Genomic DNA, 14,188 nt, shown 5'->3' on the forward strand with positions numbered 1-14,188 from the left:
CAGGATTTTTCTCTTTAATCAACCGGCTGTTTGTGTGAAGTGATTCACATCCGCCGTGTCGATGGAGGCGCATTATAGGGAGTTCTCCGCAGGCCGCAATAGAAAAATGACAGAAAAATGACTGACTGCTGCATTCCCCAGCAAAACCCCGCCTTATACCCTTTTACACACAGAGTTATCCACAATCCTGGCGATCATTTCCTGAATCTCTCCTTAATAAAGACGCGCTCAATACAGGAATAAAAGGGTATCGAATGGAAAAAGAAAAATTCGCGAGCGTTGCGCAAACGTTTTCGTTACAATGCCACCGCAAAACAAGGATGCCCCGTAAGGGGCGTTAGCTGAGTTTTTCACGAAAAATTCAGCTAACGCTCTCTGTAATAGTCAAATCCAGGGGATTTACCATGCAACAACGTCGTCCAGTCCGCCGCGCTCTGCTCAGTGTTTCTGACAAGGCCGGTATCGTCGAATTCGCCCAGGCACTTTCCGCACGCGGTGTGGAGCTGCTGTCTACAGGGGGCACTGCCCGTCTGTTAGCAGATAAAGGTCTGCCGGTGACCGAAGTTTCCGATTACACCGGTTTCCCGGAAATGATGGATGGACGCGTGAAGACCCTGCATCCGAAAGTACACGGCGGTATTCTCGGTCGCCGTGGTCAGGATGACGGAATTATGGGACAACACGGTATCGCGCCAATCGATATGGTTGTTGTTAACTTGTACCCGTTCGCCCAGACTGTCGCTCGTGAAGGTTGCTCGCTGGAAGATGCCGTAGAGAACATTGATATCGGCGGCCCGACCATGGTGCGCTCCGCTGCCAAGAACCATAAAGATGTCGCTATCGTTGTAAAGAGCAGCGACTACGACGCCATTATTAAAGAGATGGATAGCAACGACGGTTCTCTGACCCTTGATACCCGTTTCGATCTCGCCATTAAAGCCTTCGAACACACCGCTGCCTACGACAGCATGATTGCCAACTACTTCGGCAGCATGGTTCCGGCATATCACAGTGAAAGCAAAGAGGCCGCTGGCCGCTTCCCGCGTACCCTGAATCTGAACTTCATTAAGAAGCAGGATATGCGCTACGGCGAAAACAGCCACCAGCAGGCAGCCTTCTATATAGAAGAGAATGTGCAAGAAGCATCTGTTGCGACCGCGCAGCAGGTACAGGGCAAAGCGCTCTCCTACAACAATATCGCCGATACCGATGCGGCGCTGGAGTGTGTGAAAGAGTTCAGCGAGCCCGCCTGCGTCATCGTGAAGCACGCTAACCCGTGTGGCGTGGCGGTAAGCACTTCTATTCTCGACGCTTACGATCGAGCATACAAGACTGACCCGACCTCCGCATTCGGCGGCATCATCGCGTTTAACCGCGAACTGGATGCCGAAACGGCACAGGCCATCATCTCCCGTCAGTTTGTTGAAGTGATCATTGCGCCTTCCGCATCTGAAGACGCCCTGAAGATTACCGCCGCCAAACAGAACGTGCGCGTCCTGACCTGCGGCCAGTGGGCACAGCGTGTGCCGGGCCTGGACTTCAAACGCGTTAACGGCGGCCTGCTGGTTCAGGATCGTGACCTGGGTATGGTGACCGAAGGCGAACTGCGCGTGGTAACCAAACGTCAGCCGAGCGAGCAGGAACTGCGTGACGCGCTGTTCTGCTGGAAAGTAGCAAAATTTGTGAAATCCAACGCGATTGTGTACGCGAAAGAGAATATGACTATCGGTATTGGCGCGGGCCAGATGAGCCGCGTTTATTCCGCGAAGATCGCCGGTATTAAAGCGGGCGATGAAGGCCTGGAAGTAAAAGGTTCCGCAATGGCCTCTGACGCGTTCTTCCCGTTCCGCGACGGTATTGATGCTGCGGCCGCCGTTGGCGTGAGCTGCGTGATCCAGCCCGGTGGCTCCATCCGTGATGATGAAGTCATTGCCGCCGCTGACGAACACGGCATCGCGATGATCTTCACCGACATGCGTCACTTCCGCCATTAATTCACGGAGCAGACAATGAAAGTATTAGTAATCGGCAACGGCGGGCGCGAACACGCCCTGGCGTGGAAAGCGGCGCAATCACCGCAGGTTGAAACCGTGTATGTCGCGCCAGGTAACGCCGGAACAGCGCTGGAACCGGCGCTGCAAAACGTCGCTATTGGCGTCACGGATATTCCGGCACTGCTGAGCTTTGCCCAGAACGAGAAGATCGATCTGACCATCGTCGGCCCGGAAGCGCCGCTGGTGAAAGGCGTGGTGGATACTTTCCGCGCCGCAGGCCTGAAAATCTTTGGCCCAACTGAAGGCGCCGCGCAGTTGGAAGGCTCCAAAGCCTTCACCAAGGATTTCCTCGCCCGTCACCAGATTCCGACGGCGGAATACCAGAACTTCACGGAAATCGAACCCGCGCTGGCTTACCTGCGTGAGAAAGGCGCGCCGATCGTCATTAAAGCCGACGGACTGGCTGCCGGGAAAGGCGTGATTGTGGCGATGACGCTGATCGAGGCCGAAGCCGCCGTTCATGACATGCTGGCAGGTAACGCGTTTGGCGACGCGGGACACCGTATCGTGATCGAAGAGTTCCTCGACGGTGAAGAAGCGAGCTTCATCGTGATGGTCGATGGCGAGCATGTGTTGCCAATGGCCACCAGCCAGGATCACAAACGCGTCGGCGATGGCGATACCGGGCTGAATACCGGCGGTATGGGCGCTTACTCCCCGGCGCCGGTGGTGACCGACGAGGTTCATCAGCGCACGATGGAGCGCATCATTTGGCCAACCGTAAAAGGCATGGCGGCGGAAGGCAATACTTATACCGGCTTCCTGTACGCTGGGCTGATGATCGATAAACAGGGCAACCCGAAAGTTATCGAATTCAACTGCCGCTTTGGCGACCCGGAAACCCAGCCAATCATGCTGCGTATGAAATCCGATCTGGTTGAACTTTGTCTGGCTGCCTGCGACGGTAAGCTGGACGAGAAAACGTCTGAGTGGGATGAGCGCGCATCGCTCGGCGTGGTGATGGCGGCTGGCGGTTATCCGGGCGACTACCGCACAGGCGATGTGATCCACGGTCTGCCGCTGGAAGAGGTGACGGACGGTAAGGTATTCCATGCCGGAACCAAACTGGCGGAAGATGACCGGGTCGTTACAAGCGGCGGTCGCGTACTGTGCGCCACTGCGCTAGGCCATACCGTTGCCGAAGCACAGCAGCGTGCCTACGCGCTGATGGCAGATATCCACTGGGATAACTGCTTTAGCCGCAAAGATATCGGCTGGCGCGCGATCGAACGCGAGCAAAACTAACGCTGACACCTCTTATCTGGCCTATGGAGAGCAACTGTAGGCCGGATAAGACGCAAGCCGCCATCCGGCAATCATCAGAACGTCTTCTCTATAGGTTGCCAGTGGCAGAAGTCTTCATTGGCCACCAGCAGCAGCTGAGAGCCATCAGGCGCCTCCAGCCATGCCACACTCACCTCTATCGATGAACGCTGCTGACGTCGCTCTATGTGGCTGATAGCCCACGCATCCAGGTCTGGTTTCAACGTTTCGCCTTCGCAGGTAGTTACCGTGCGGTCTGCATGCCAGCGTCCCTGACGCAGCACGACGCGTCCCTGACGCAATGCGTCACTGGTCTGGCGGATCTGATTGGCGCGATAGCGGTATAAGGCGATCTGGTCGCTGGAAAGCTGCTGCTTCTGCCCGTCGACTTCATGCTGCATAAAACTGAGCTCGCCATGATCGTCGAAGCGTGCGCGAATATGTTCAGAAGGTTTGCTGTAAATATTGAGTTCAATCAGGGAGAGCATGTCGCCCTGCCAGCGGTATTCGCTGGTTGTGGTGCTGCCGTTACGCCACGGGCTAAAGACCGAGAGCAGATGGACGCCATCGCTGGAATCTTTACGCCAGATGCGTACCGCACCCTGGTCGTCAACATAACCGCTGGCCGTAAACGGTGGAAGCGTCGTGTTATGGCTACAAGCGGACAGCAACAGCGCGCCTGCCAACGTCAGCATACGACGCCAGACAGACAAAAGGGGCGAGAGCGCCCCTTCATTAAAACTGTTCACTGCCACGCGAATTACTTAACTGCGTCTTTCAGTGCTTTACCAGAAACAAACGCCGGTACATTCGCTGCAGCGATTTTGATTTCTTTACCGGTCTGCGGGTTGCGGCCAGTACGCTCAGCGCGGTGGTTCACTTTGAAGGTACCGAAACCAACCAGTTGTACAGCATCGCCTTCTTTCAGAGACTCAGTAATAGCAGCCAGAGTGGATTCCAGAGCAGCTTTAGCCTGGGTTTTGGACAGTTCTGCTTTGTCTGCAATTACATCAATCAGTTGAGTCTTGTTCATAAGTTATCCTTACAATGTGTTTATCGCTTGCTAAGCATCGAGTGCGACGGAAATGCCAGAAAAGCACTCTCCTGCATACACGCACCGATAGCCACTTTTTTTCGCCCCCCAAATGTAGACCAGACGGGGGGCGGAAGGGAAGCCTCCAGGCACGACAAATCAGGCGTTAAATCACGTTTTCTGGTGTCATTGCTCAAAATTTATACCGATATTGCTCTCGCCGGCCTCGCGCAGGTCTGCCCGAAGCCCTTTTATCAGCTCAATATCGCGTTCTTCGCAGTCGGCCAAAAGTCGGAATATTTCCCACTGAATGTCCCATTCCTGTTCAACAGCCGGGTTTTCTTTGAGCTCTTCATCGGTCATTTCTCGACCAGCCTGAGTCATTTCCAGCATCGCAACCGTGGTAATGGATGTCTTACTGACCTCAATGGCATGTTCCAGCGTTTCGCCACTGAGACGAGAATGCATTAACTCGCTTAATGCAACGCAGGCATCAATCGCCGGGTAAACACCGTACAGATCAAAATCGTCAGCAGCCGGAATCGCTTCCTCAAACTTTTCCAGCTGGCTGTCAAAATTGACCTTCGCATCTTTCACCGTCAGCGTTTCCCAGATGAGATCCAGGATTCGGCGGTACACCTGCCCATCGCCAAAACCCGTCTGCTGACAGAACATGGCATAGTTCGGATACATACGCTCGCACAAACAAGCCATAAAGGTGACGTGCTGCCAGCTTTCCAGGCGTTCCAGACGCAGATGAATCGGGTTTTGTAACATGTTGAATTCTCGAAATCAGAAATGAGCCGCAGTGTACCTGAATCAGCGGTGATTTGCTTGCCAGCGCACAAACGCCGGACGCTCTGATGCCACCGCATCCGCCCAGCGCGTCGGTTCCGGCAGACGGTAGCCTTGCATACAGCGCTGCACCCACGCCAACGCGCTGTCGGTACTCACGCGATGTCCGGTCGCGATAAACAGCGGGTTACAGCGCGCTTTGCTGCGCCAGACCCAGGCTAACTGCTCGCCTTTGTCCATCAGCGGGGCCAGCGCGCCAGGTTCGGCGGAAAGCGGCTCAAACTTGCCGCACAGCCGTTTTTTCGCTACGCCGATGGTGGGTACATCCATCATCAATCCAAAGTGGCTTGCCACCCCCAGACGACGCGGGTGGGAAATACCGTGCCCATCGACAAAGACTAAATCCGGTTTTTGTGACAGCTGTTCCCACGCCGCCAACAGCGCAGGATACTCGCGAAAGGAGAGGAAGCCGGGGATATACGGCATGGTAGTGGCGATACGCGCCACTTTGTATTCCACCAGCTCAAGCGCTGGATACGTCAACAGCACCATCGCCGCTCGCGTCACTTCCCCACCCTGCTCGAACCCAACATCCGCCCCGGCGATCAGATCCGGCGGATCGTTATCAAGGCGATCCTCGCGGATCACCGACGAGGCGAGTTCAATTTGTTGAGCACGTAGCGACGCGAGATCCATAATGACTCCTTAGCGGTGGTACTGTTCAGACAAGCGGTGTACCGCATCAACAAATGCGCCCGCGTGCTCCGGCGGCACATCCTGGTGGATGCCGTGTCCAAGATTAAAGACGTGACCTTCACCCTGGCCGAATCCGGCGAGAATCGTCGCTACTTCCTCTTCAATGCGCGCTGGTGGCGCATAGAGCATGGACGGGTCCATATTGCCCTGTAGCGCCACTTTATGGCCCACGCGACGGCGCGCGTCGGCAATATCGGTTGTCCAGTCGAGGCCTAACGCATCACACCCGGTTTCCGCCATCGCCTCCAGCCACTGGCCGCCACCTTTGGTGAATAACGTGACCGGTACACGGCGACCGTCGTTTTCCCGCAGCAGACCATCAACGATTTTATGCATGTAATACAGCGAGAACTGCTGGTAATCGCGCCCCGTCAGCACGCCGCCCCAGGTGTCGAAAATCATGACCGACTGCGCACCCGCTTTAATCTGCGCGTTGAGGTACAGAGTGACGCTTTTCGCCAGCTTATCGAGCAGCGCATGCAGCGCCTGCGGATCGGCATACATCATTTTTTTGATGACGGTAAAGGCTTTGCTGCTGCCGCCTTCCACCATGTAAGTCGCCAGCGTCCACGGGCTGCCGGAAAAACCGATCAGCGGAACGTCACCTTTCAACTCGCGGCGAATCGTACGCACCGCGTTCATCACGTAGCCCAGTTCGTCTTCCGGGTCAGGAATCGGTAGCTTATCGACATCCGCTTTACAGGCGACTGGTGAAGTAAAGCGCGGGCCTTCCCCGGCCTCAAAATAGAGTCCCAGCCCCATCGCATCCGGGATGGTCAGAATGTCCGAGAAGAGGATCGCCGCATCAAGCGGGTAGCGCCGCAGCGGTTGTAGCGTGACTTCGCACGCCAGCTCAGCATTTTTGCACAGCGACATAAAATCGCCTGCTTGTGCGCGGGTGGCTTTGTACTCCGGCAGATAGCGGCCTGCCTGGCGCATCATCCATACCGGGGTAACATCAACGGGCTGGCGCAGCAGCGCACGCAGATAACGATCGTTCTTCAGTTCGGTCATTTTGCAGTTCCTTCATTGCGTCAGGGTGCCAGTGTACCATCACTCATACTCAGCCCGACACATTGCCACAGTATCTTCGATCAAACGACGCGCCACCGTGCCCGGCGGCGGCAATAACGGAAGATCGTCATAGCGATACCAGCCCGCCTCCAGCAACTCTTTCGGGTCGATGACAATCTCGCCGCTGTCATACTCCGCCATAAACGCCGTCATCAGCGATTGCGGGAACGGCCAGGGCTGTGAGGTCACGTAACGCAAATTTTTCACTTTGATGCCGCTCTCTTCCATCACTTCGCGCGCGACCGCCTGCTCTAAGGTCTCCCCCACTTCCACAAACCCGGCCAGCACCGTATGAACACCGTTGCGATGGCGCGTATGCTGGGCCAGTAAAATGGCATCGGCGCGCCGGATGGCGACAATAATGCAGGGAGCAATCTGCGGATAGTAACGCTCGCGGCAGTGGCTGCACAGCATCGCCCATTCGGTCTTGCTCGGGTACATGGGGTGGCCGCAGTAACCGCAGAATTTGTGCGAGCGATAAAATTCCGCCAGCTGCACGCCCCGCCCCGCCAGTTGAAACAGGCCAACGTCCCGATCGATGACCTGCCGTACCGACCCCATATCATGCCGACGATGCTGTAACACCAGCCAGACAGGCTCCCCTTCCCACTCGCCAATCAGGAGTGCGCGCTGCCCCACAAGATCGAAATTTGTCGCTTCGCCATATGGCAATTCTCCACGAGGCAACCATAATTTTTGCTCGTGACTGACGATCCACCAACCGTGATCTAATTTTTCAATAATACGATCCATAGCTCTTGCACTACCTTTGCTTCACTGGCATGTTGTTAACATTATATTTACATTTTTCAGGTGAGCAGTTTTAAATCTAAACTTGCGGAGTCAATCATGCTAAACCAGCTGGAAAGCCTGACGGAACACGTCGAAGGAAGTAATAAACTGGTTGATCGCTGGCTACATGTACGTAAGCACCTGCTCGTGGCTTACTACAATCTGGTTGGCATTAAGCCTGGCAAAGAATCGTACATGCGGCTGAATGAAAAAGCGCTGGATGATTTTTGTCAGGGCCTGGTCGACTACCTTTCCGCCGGACACTTCAGTATTTATGAACACATTATCCGAGAAATGGAAGAGGGAAACCCGCGTTCGACCGCAACGCGCCTCCATTCATTGCTGGAAGCCAATACTCAACAGATCATGGAATATTACGACTCCAGCCTGGAGAACGCGATCGATCACGATAATTATGCGGAATTTCAGCAAGTGCTCTCCGACATCGGCGAAGCGCTGGAAGCGCGGTTTACGCTGGAAGATAAACTCATCCTGCTGGCCTTCGACAATAATCTAACGCTTAATGCCCAGGATGAAAGCGGAATTGCACGGCCTGCTTGAGTTATGAATCAGTAACGAGTAATTTACATCCATTGCCCCGTCGCCGGGGTTACATCTTGTCGGAGTGCCGTGTGTGAAAACACAGGCTGAGACCGTTAATTCGGGATCCGCGGAACCTGATCAGGCTAATACCTGCGAAGGGAACAAGAGTAAACTGCTTTATGCGTCAGCCTGTACGGGCAACGCGCATCCATTACTCCATCCGTCGTCTGACAAGCCACGTCCTTCACTTTTTGGAATGAGCTATGTCTGCAACAAAATTGACTCGCCGCGAACAACGCGCCCAGGCCCAACACTTTATCGACACCCTGGAAGGCACCGCCTTTCCGAACTCAAAACGTATTTATATTACCGGCTCACAACCGGACATCCGCATTCCGATGCGTGAAATCCAGCTAAGCCCCACGCTCATCGGCGGCAGCAAAGATAATCCGCAATACGAAGAGAACGAAGCCATCCCGGTCTATGACACCTCTGGCCCCTATGGCGATCCTGATGTCGCCATTAACGTTCAGCAGGGGCTGGCAAAACTGCGTCAGCCCTGGATTGAGGCTCGTGCAGACAGCGAAGAATTGACCGACCGTAGCTCGGCGTACACCAAAGAACGTCTGGCCGATGATGGACTGGACGAGCTGCGTTTTACGGGGCTGCTCACGCCGAAGCGCGCCAAAGCGGGCAAGTGCGTAACGCAACTGCATTATGCGCGTCAGGGGATTGTAACCCCGGAAATGGAGTTCATCGCTATTCGTGAAAACATGGGTCGTGAGCGCATTCGCGGCGATGTGTTACGCCAGCAGCATCCAGGCGTTGGGTTTGGCGCGCGCCTGCCGGAAAACATCACGCCGGAATTTGTTCGTGACGAAGTGGCCGCCGGTCGCGCGATTATCCCGGCCAACATCAACCACCCGGAATCCGAACCGATGATCATCGGACGCAACTTTCTGGTGAAGGTCAACGCCAATATCGGCAACTCAGCGGTCACTTCCTCCATTGAAGAAGAGGTGGAAAAACTGGTGTGGTCGACGCGCTGGGGCGCAGATACGGTGATGGACCTCTCAACCGGTCGCTATATTCACGAAACTCGCGAGTGGATCCTGCGTAACAGCCCGGTACCGATCGGCACCGTGCCGATCTATCAGGCGCTGGAGAAAGTGAACGGGATCGCCGAAGATCTCACCTGGGAAGCCTTTCGCGACACGCTGCTGGAGCAGGCGGAACAGGGCGTCGATTACTTCACCATCCACGCGGGCGTGCTACTGCGCTATGTGCCAATGACCGCAAAACGTCTGACCGGTATCGTCTCGCGCGGCGGTTCGATCATGGCGAAATGGTGCCTCTCTCACCATCAAGAAAACTTCCTCTACGAGCACTTCCGCGAAATCTGCGAGATCTGCGCCGCTTACGATGTCTCGCTGTCGCTGGGCGACGGTCTGCGTCCGGGATCGATTCAGGATGCGAACGACGAAGCGCAGTTTGCCGAGCTGCACACGCTGGGCGAGCTGACCAAAATTGCCTGGGAGTACGACGTGCAGGTGATGATTGAAGGCCCTGGCCACGTACCGATGCAGATGATCCGCCGTAACATGACCGAAGAGCTGGAACACTGCCACGAAGCGCCGTTCTACACCTTAGGGCCACTGACCACCGATATTGCGCCGGGCTACGACCACTTCACCTCCGGCATTGGCGCGGCAATGATTGGCTGGTTTGGCTGCGCCATGCTCTGCTACGTAACGCCAAAAGAGCACCTCGGCCTGCCGAACAAAGAGGATGTGAAACAGGGGCTGATCACCTACAAAATCGCGGCGCATGCCGCCGACCTGGCAAAAGGCCATCCTGGCGCGCAAATCCGCGATAACGCCATGTCGAAAGCCCGCTTTGAGTTCCGCTGGGAAGACCAGTTTAACCTGGCGCTTGACCCGTTCACTGCCCGCGCCTACCACGACGAAACCCTGCCGCAGGAGTCCGGTAAAGTGGCGCACTTCTGCTCCATGTGCGGCCCCAAATTCTGTTCAATGAAGATCAGCCAGGAAGTCCGCGACTACGCGGCGGCGCAGACCATCGAGGTAGGAATGGCGGATATGTCAGAAAACTTCCGCGCCAAAGGCGGTGAAATCTATCTCAGGAAGGAGGAAGCATAATGTATCAGCCCGATTTCCCGGCGGTGCCTTTCCGCCTGGGGCTTTATCCGGTCGTTGATAGCGTGCAATGGATCGAACGCTTGCTGGAAGCGGGAGTCCGCACCCTCCAGCTACGTATCAAAGACAAGCGCGACGAAGAGGTGGAGGACGACGTATCAGCCGCTATCGCGCTGGGTCGCCGCTACAATGCCCGCCTGTTCATCAATGACTACTGGCGACTGGCGATCAAACACAACGCTTACGGGGTGCATCTCGGTCAGGAAGATCTGGAAACCACCGACCTGAAGGCGATTCAGGCTGCCGGGCTGCGCTTAGGCGTTTCCACCCACGATGACATGGAAATCGACATAGCGCTGGCGGCCAGACCGTCTTATATCGCACTCGGCCACGTATTCCCGACGCAAACCAAACAGATGCCGTCCGCGCCGCAAGGACTGGAGCAGCTGGCGCGCCATATTGAACGTCTTGGCGATTACCCCACCGTTGCCATCGGCGGGATCAGCCTCGAACGCGCCTCGCCGGTGCTGGAAACCGGTGTGGGCAGTATTGCCGTCGTCAGCGCCATTACCCGGGCGGAAGACTGGCGCGAAGCAACGGCGCAGTTACTGGCAATCGCGGGGGCTGGCGATGAATGATCGCGACTTTATGCGCTACAGCCGACAAATTTTGCTCGGCGATATCGCCATTGAAGGGCAGCAAAAATTGCTCGCCAGCCGGGTTCTGATTGTCGGTCTGGGCGGTTTGGGTTCCCCTGCGGCACTCTATCTGGCGGGCGCTGGCATCGGTACGCTGGTTTTAGCCGACGATGACGAAGTGCATCTGAGCAATCTGCAACGGCAAATCCTGTTCACCACAGATGATATTGCCCGCCCTAAATCACAGGTGACAAAGCAGCGGCTGGCGCGGCTGAACCCGGATATTGAACTGCTGGCGTTACAGCAGCGCCTCACTGGCGATGCGCTCCGCCATGCGGTTGAGCGCGCCGATGTGGTGCTCGACTGTACCGACAACATGGCGACCCGTCAGGAGATCAACGCTGCCTGCGTCGCGCTGGATACTCCACTTATTACCGCCAGCGCCGTCGGCTTTGGCGGCCAGTTGATGGTGCTGACGCCGCCCTGGGAACAGGGCTGCTACCGCTGCCTGTGGCCGGATGATGAAGAACCGGAACGCAACTGCCGCACGGCAGGGATCGTCGGCCCCGTTGTCGGCGTGATGGGAACATTGCAGGCGCTGGAAGCCATCAAGTTACTGAGCGGGATGGACATCCCCGGCGGCGAGTTGCGGTTATTCGATGCCAAAACCAGTCAGTGGCGCAGTCTGGCATTGCATCGCGCCAGCGATTGTCCGGTATGCGGAGGGCGTCATGCAGATTCAGTTCAATGATGAACCTATGCAGTGCGCTGACGGCCTGTCCGTTATCGATCTGCTCACTCAGCTTAACCAACTGAAACCAGGGGCGGCGCTGGCGCTGAATCAACAGATCCTGCCGCGTGAACAGTGGGAACAGCAAATCGTGCAGGAAGGCGACCAGATCCTGCTTTTTCAGGTTATTGCAGGGGGTTGATATGTTACGTATTGCAGATAAAACGTTTGATTCACATCTGTTCACCGGCACGGGGAAATTTGCCTCTTCACAGCTGATGGTCGAGGCGATTCGCGCTTCCGGTAGCCAGTTGGTCACGCTGGCGATGAAACGCGTGGATTTACGCCAGCACAATGACGCGATTCTGGCGCCGCTTATTGATGCCGGGGTAACGCTGCTTCCCAATACCTCCGGTGCGAAAACAGCGGAAGAAGCCATCTTCGCCGCACAACTGGCGCGGGAAGCCCTGGGCACACACTGGCTGAAACTGGAGATTCACCCCGACGCGCGCTGGCTGCTACCGGACCCTGTCGAAACGCTGAAAGCCGCAGAAGCGCTGGTAAAACAGGGATTCGTCGTGCTGCCCTACTGCGGCGCCGACCCGGTGTTGTGCAAACGCCTTGAGGAGGTTGGTTGCGCCGCCGTCATGCCGCTCGGTGCGCCCATTGGTTCAAATCAGGGGCTGGAGACGCGCGCGATGCTGGAGATCATCATCCAACAGGCCACCGTTCCGGTGGTGGTTGATGCCGGTATCGGCGTTCCCAGCCACGCCACACAGGCGCTGGAAATGGGCGCCGACGCGGTACTGGTGAATACGGCGATTGCGGTAGCGGATGATCCGGTAATGATGGCGCAGGCTTTTCGCCTGGCGGTTGAAGCCGGAGTTATGGCGCGTCGGGCCGTACCCGGAACGCGCAGCAGCTACGCTCAGGCCACCAGCCCGCTCACCGGATTTCTGGAGGCTTCGGCATGAAAACGTTCACCGACCGCTGGCAACAGCTGGACTGGGACGATATTCGCCTGCGCATCAACAGCAAAACCGCCGCCGATGTGGAACGGGCGCTTAACGCCACGCAACTTAGCCGCGACGACATGATGGCGCTGCTTTCACCCGCCGCCAGCGACTATCTGGAGCCGTTGGCCCAACGAGCGCAGCGCCTTACCCGTCAGCGCTTTGGCAATACCGTCAGCTTTTATGTGCCGCTGTATCTCTCCAATCTGTGCGCCAACGACTGCACTTACTGCGGCTTTTCCATGAGTAACCGCATTAAGCGCAAGACGCTGGATGAAACAGAAATAGGCCGTGAATGCGAGGCGATTCGCGAGCTGGGTTTTGAGCATCTCCTGCTGGTCACTGGCGAGCACCAGGCCAAAGTCGGCATGGACTATTTTCGTCGTCATTTGCCCGCTATCCGCCGCCAGTTTTCTTCACTCCAGATGGAAGTGCAGCCGCTGGCGGAAGAAGAGTATAGCGAGTTAAAAACGCTGGGGCTTGACGGCGTGATGGTCTACCAGGAGACCTACCATGAGGCGATTTACGCACAACACCATCTGAAAGGGAAAAAGCAGGATTTCTTCTGGCGGCTGGAAACCCCGGACAGGCTGGGTCGGGCAGGTATCGACAAAATTGGTCTCGGCGCGTTGATTGGGCTGTCTGATAGCTGGCGTGTGGACTGCTACATGGTAGCCGAGCATCTGCTCTGGATGCAGAAGCATTACTGGCAGAGCCGCTACTCTATCTCCTTCCCGCGTCTGCGCCCGTGTACTGGCGGCGTCGAACCCGCCTCCATCATGGATGAGCGCCAGTTGGTGCAAACCATTTGCGCATTTCGTCTGCTGGCGCCGGAGATTGAGCTGTCGCTCTCAACGCGCGAATCGCCGTGGTTTCGCGATCACGTTATTCCTTTGGCGATTAATAACGTCAGCGCATTTTCAAAAACGCAGCCAGGCGGCTATGCCGATAATCATCCCGAGCTGGAGCAATTTTCTCCTCATGACGATCGCCGACCGGAAGCCGTTGCTAATGCACTGACCGCACAGGGGTTACAGCCCGTCTGGAAAGACTGGGATAGTTATCTGGGGCGTGCTTCGCAAACATAATACACGAACGTGACACGGCGTAATTTTTTTGCGTGCCGGTGCGTAATACAAAAAACGGGAGATTGTCGTCAGTCTCCCGTTTTTTTATGTTGTCATGGTCGGCAGCGGACGCTGACCAGGGCGAAAAATTCCTTCCTCATTTCGCCCTGCCTTCACATCTGGTCAGACGGTCTTTGCAGACCCCATCGGATTACTGCAACCGGTTTCAGTTTTTGTGTGATGCTTTACACACATTCACTTTAAGACGGTTGTT

Annotated in this window: 15 protein-coding genes and 1 riboswitch; of the genes, 9 read left to right on the top strand and 6 right to left on the bottom strand. The window is 56.2% G+C overall.

Features of this window, described 5'->3' with window-relative positions:
- Positions 1-404: 404 nt before the first annotated feature.
- Positions 405-1,994 (top strand): bifunctional phosphoribosylaminoimidazolecarboxamide formyltransferase/IMP cyclohydrolase, encoded by a 1,590-nt coding sequence (gene purH / locus OGV79_RS04330; RefSeq protein WP_114848811.1) that lies wholly within the window; start codon positions 405-407, stop codon positions 1,992-1,994.
- 15 nt (positions 1,995-2,009) lie between these two features.
- Positions 2,010-3,299 carry a phosphoribosylamine--glycine ligase gene (gene purD, locus OGV79_RS04335; RefSeq protein WP_286467794.1) on the top strand — a complete coding sequence of 430 codons (1,290 nt, stop codon included), beginning with the start codon at positions 2,010-2,012 and terminating at the stop codon, positions 3,297-3,299.
- A gap of 74 nt (positions 3,300-3,373) precedes the next feature.
- Here purD and OGV79_RS04340 read toward each other — a convergent pair whose 3' ends face one another.
- The 6 genes from OGV79_RS04340 to nudC form a co-directional block, all read right to left on the bottom strand.
- On the bottom strand, positions 3,374-4,066 hold the full coding sequence (locus tag OGV79_RS04340; protein WP_024130651.1) for a DUF1481 domain-containing protein: 693 nt from the start codon (positions 4,064-4,066) through the stop codon (positions 3,374-3,376).
- 11 nt (positions 4,067-4,077) lie between these two features.
- Positions 4,078-4,350, bottom strand: a complete 273-nt coding sequence (gene hupA / locus OGV79_RS04345) for a nucleoid-associated protein HU-alpha (protein WP_001044509.1) — start codon at positions 4,348-4,350, stop codon at positions 4,078-4,080.
- Between the two features lie 186 nt (positions 4,351-4,536).
- A complete protein-coding gene (locus tag OGV79_RS04350; protein ID WP_012133796.1) occupies positions 4,537-5,127 on the bottom strand; it encodes a YjaG family protein in 591 nt (196 codons plus the stop codon).
- 42 nt (positions 5,128-5,169) lie between these two features.
- Positions 5,170-5,841: a deoxyribonuclease V gene (nfi, locus tag OGV79_RS04355; protein ID WP_012133797.1), complete on the bottom strand. Its 672-nt coding sequence runs from the start codon at positions 5,839-5,841 to the stop codon at positions 5,170-5,172.
- 9 nt (positions 5,842-5,850) lie between these two features.
- Positions 5,851-6,915 (bottom strand): uroporphyrinogen decarboxylase, encoded by a 1,065-nt coding sequence (hemE, locus tag OGV79_RS04360; RefSeq protein ID WP_012133798.1) that lies wholly within the window; start codon positions 6,913-6,915, stop codon positions 5,851-5,853.
- Positions 6,916-6,954: 39 nt separating this feature from the next.
- A complete protein-coding gene (gene nudC, locus OGV79_RS04365; protein ID WP_286467801.1) occupies positions 6,955-7,728 on the bottom strand; it encodes an NAD(+) diphosphatase in 774 nt (257 codons plus the stop codon).
- A 96-nt stretch (positions 7,729-7,824) separates the two neighbouring features.
- Here nudC and OGV79_RS04370 point away from each other — a divergent pair, with 96 nt between their 5' ends.
- The 7 genes from OGV79_RS04370 (at position 7,825) to thiH (ending at position 13,935) form a co-directional block, all read left to right on the top strand.
- Positions 7,825-8,328, top strand: a complete 504-nt coding sequence (locus OGV79_RS04370; protein ID WP_012133800.1) for an Rsd/AlgQ family anti-sigma factor — start codon at positions 7,825-7,827, stop codon at positions 8,326-8,328.
- Between the two features lie 50 nt (positions 8,329-8,378).
- Positions 8,379-8,488: riboswitch (TPP riboswitch) on the top strand.
- Between the two features lie 85 nt (positions 8,489-8,573).
- Positions 8,574-10,469: a phosphomethylpyrimidine synthase ThiC gene (gene thiC / locus OGV79_RS04375; RefSeq protein WP_049008958.1), complete on the top strand. Its 1,896-nt coding sequence runs from the start codon at positions 8,574-8,576 to the stop codon at positions 10,467-10,469.
- The gene (gene thiE / locus OGV79_RS04380) at positions 10,469-11,104 is read left to right on the top strand and encodes a thiamine phosphate synthase (protein WP_049008957.1); all 636 of its coding nucleotides are present in this window, start codon (positions 10,469-10,471) and stop codon (positions 11,102-11,104) included. The genes thiC and thiE overlap by 1 nt, the downstream gene beginning before the upstream one ends.
- On the top strand, positions 11,097-11,855 hold the full coding sequence (gene thiF, locus OGV79_RS04385; protein WP_110494816.1) for a thiazole biosynthesis adenylyltransferase ThiF: 759 nt from the start codon (positions 11,097-11,099) through the stop codon (positions 11,853-11,855). Before thiE ends, thiF begins: the two co-directional genes overlap by 8 nt.
- Entirely contained in the window at positions 11,836-12,036 is a 201-nt protein-coding gene (gene thiS / locus OGV79_RS04390; RefSeq protein ID WP_012133804.1) for a sulfur carrier protein ThiS, read from the top strand. Before thiF ends, thiS begins: the two co-directional genes overlap by 20 nt.
- A gap of 1 nt (position 12,037) precedes the next feature.
- On the top strand, positions 12,038-12,808 hold the full coding sequence (gene thiG, locus OGV79_RS04395; protein ID WP_012133805.1) for a thiazole synthase: 771 nt from the start codon (positions 12,038-12,040) through the stop codon (positions 12,806-12,808).
- A complete protein-coding gene (gene thiH / locus OGV79_RS04400) occupies positions 12,805-13,935 on the top strand; it encodes a 2-iminoacetate synthase ThiH (RefSeq protein WP_012133806.1) in 1,131 nt (376 codons plus the stop codon). The genes thiG and thiH overlap by 4 nt, the downstream gene beginning before the upstream one ends.
- Positions 13,936-14,188 lie beyond the last annotated feature (253 nt).

The sequence above is a fragment of the Citrobacter sp. CK185 genome, assembly GCF_030333565.1.
Taxonomy (GTDB): Bacteria; Pseudomonadota; Gammaproteobacteria; order Enterobacterales; family Enterobacteriaceae; genus Citrobacter_B; species Citrobacter_B koseri.

Bases quoted from the DNA above. Each gene is read 5' to 3' on its own strand.
- thiG (WP_012133805.1), top strand. From the start codon at position 12,038: ATGTTACGTATTGCAGATAAAACGTTTGATTCACATCTGTTCACCGGC.
- hupA (WP_001044509.1), bottom strand. From the start codon at position 4,350: ATGAACAAGACTCAACTGATTGATGTAATTGCAGACAAAGCAGAACTG.
- thiH (WP_012133806.1), top strand. From the start codon at position 12,805: ATGAAAACGTTCACCGACCGCTGGCAACAGCTGGACTGGGACGATATT.
- OGV79_RS04370 (WP_012133800.1), top strand. From the start codon at position 7,825: ATGCTAAACCAGCTGGAAAGCCTGACGGAACACGTCGAAGGAAGTAAT.
- thiS (WP_012133804.1), top strand. From the start codon at position 11,836: ATGCAGATTCAGTTCAATGATGAACCTATGCAGTGCGCTGACGGCCTG.
- hemE (WP_012133798.1), bottom strand. From the start codon at position 6,915: ATGACCGAACTGAAGAACGATCGTTATCTGCGTGCGCTGCTGCGCCAG.
- nudC (WP_286467801.1), bottom strand. From the start codon at position 7,728: ATGGATCGTATTATTGAAAAATTAGATCACGGTTGGTGGATCGTCAGT.
- thiE (WP_049008957.1), top strand. From the start codon at position 10,469: ATGTATCAGCCCGATTTCCCGGCGGTGCCTTTCCGCCTGGGGCTTTAT.
- thiF (WP_110494816.1), top strand. From the start codon at position 11,097: ATGAATGATCGCGACTTTATGCGCTACAGCCGACAAATTTTGCTCGGC.
- thiC (WP_049008958.1), top strand. From the start codon at position 8,574: ATGTCTGCAACAAAATTGACTCGCCGCGAACAACGCGCCCAGGCCCAA.
- purD (WP_286467794.1), top strand. From the start codon at position 2,010: ATGAAAGTATTAGTAATCGGCAACGGCGGGCGCGAACACGCCCTGGCG.
- nfi (WP_012133797.1), bottom strand. From the start codon at position 5,841: ATGGATCTCGCGTCGCTACGTGCTCAACAAATTGAACTCGCCTCGTCG.
- OGV79_RS04350 (WP_012133796.1), bottom strand. From the start codon at position 5,127: ATGTTACAAAACCCGATTCATCTGCGTCTGGAACGCCTGGAAAGCTGG.
- purH (WP_114848811.1), top strand. From the start codon at position 405: ATGCAACAACGTCGTCCAGTCCGCCGCGCTCTGCTCAGTGTTTCTGAC.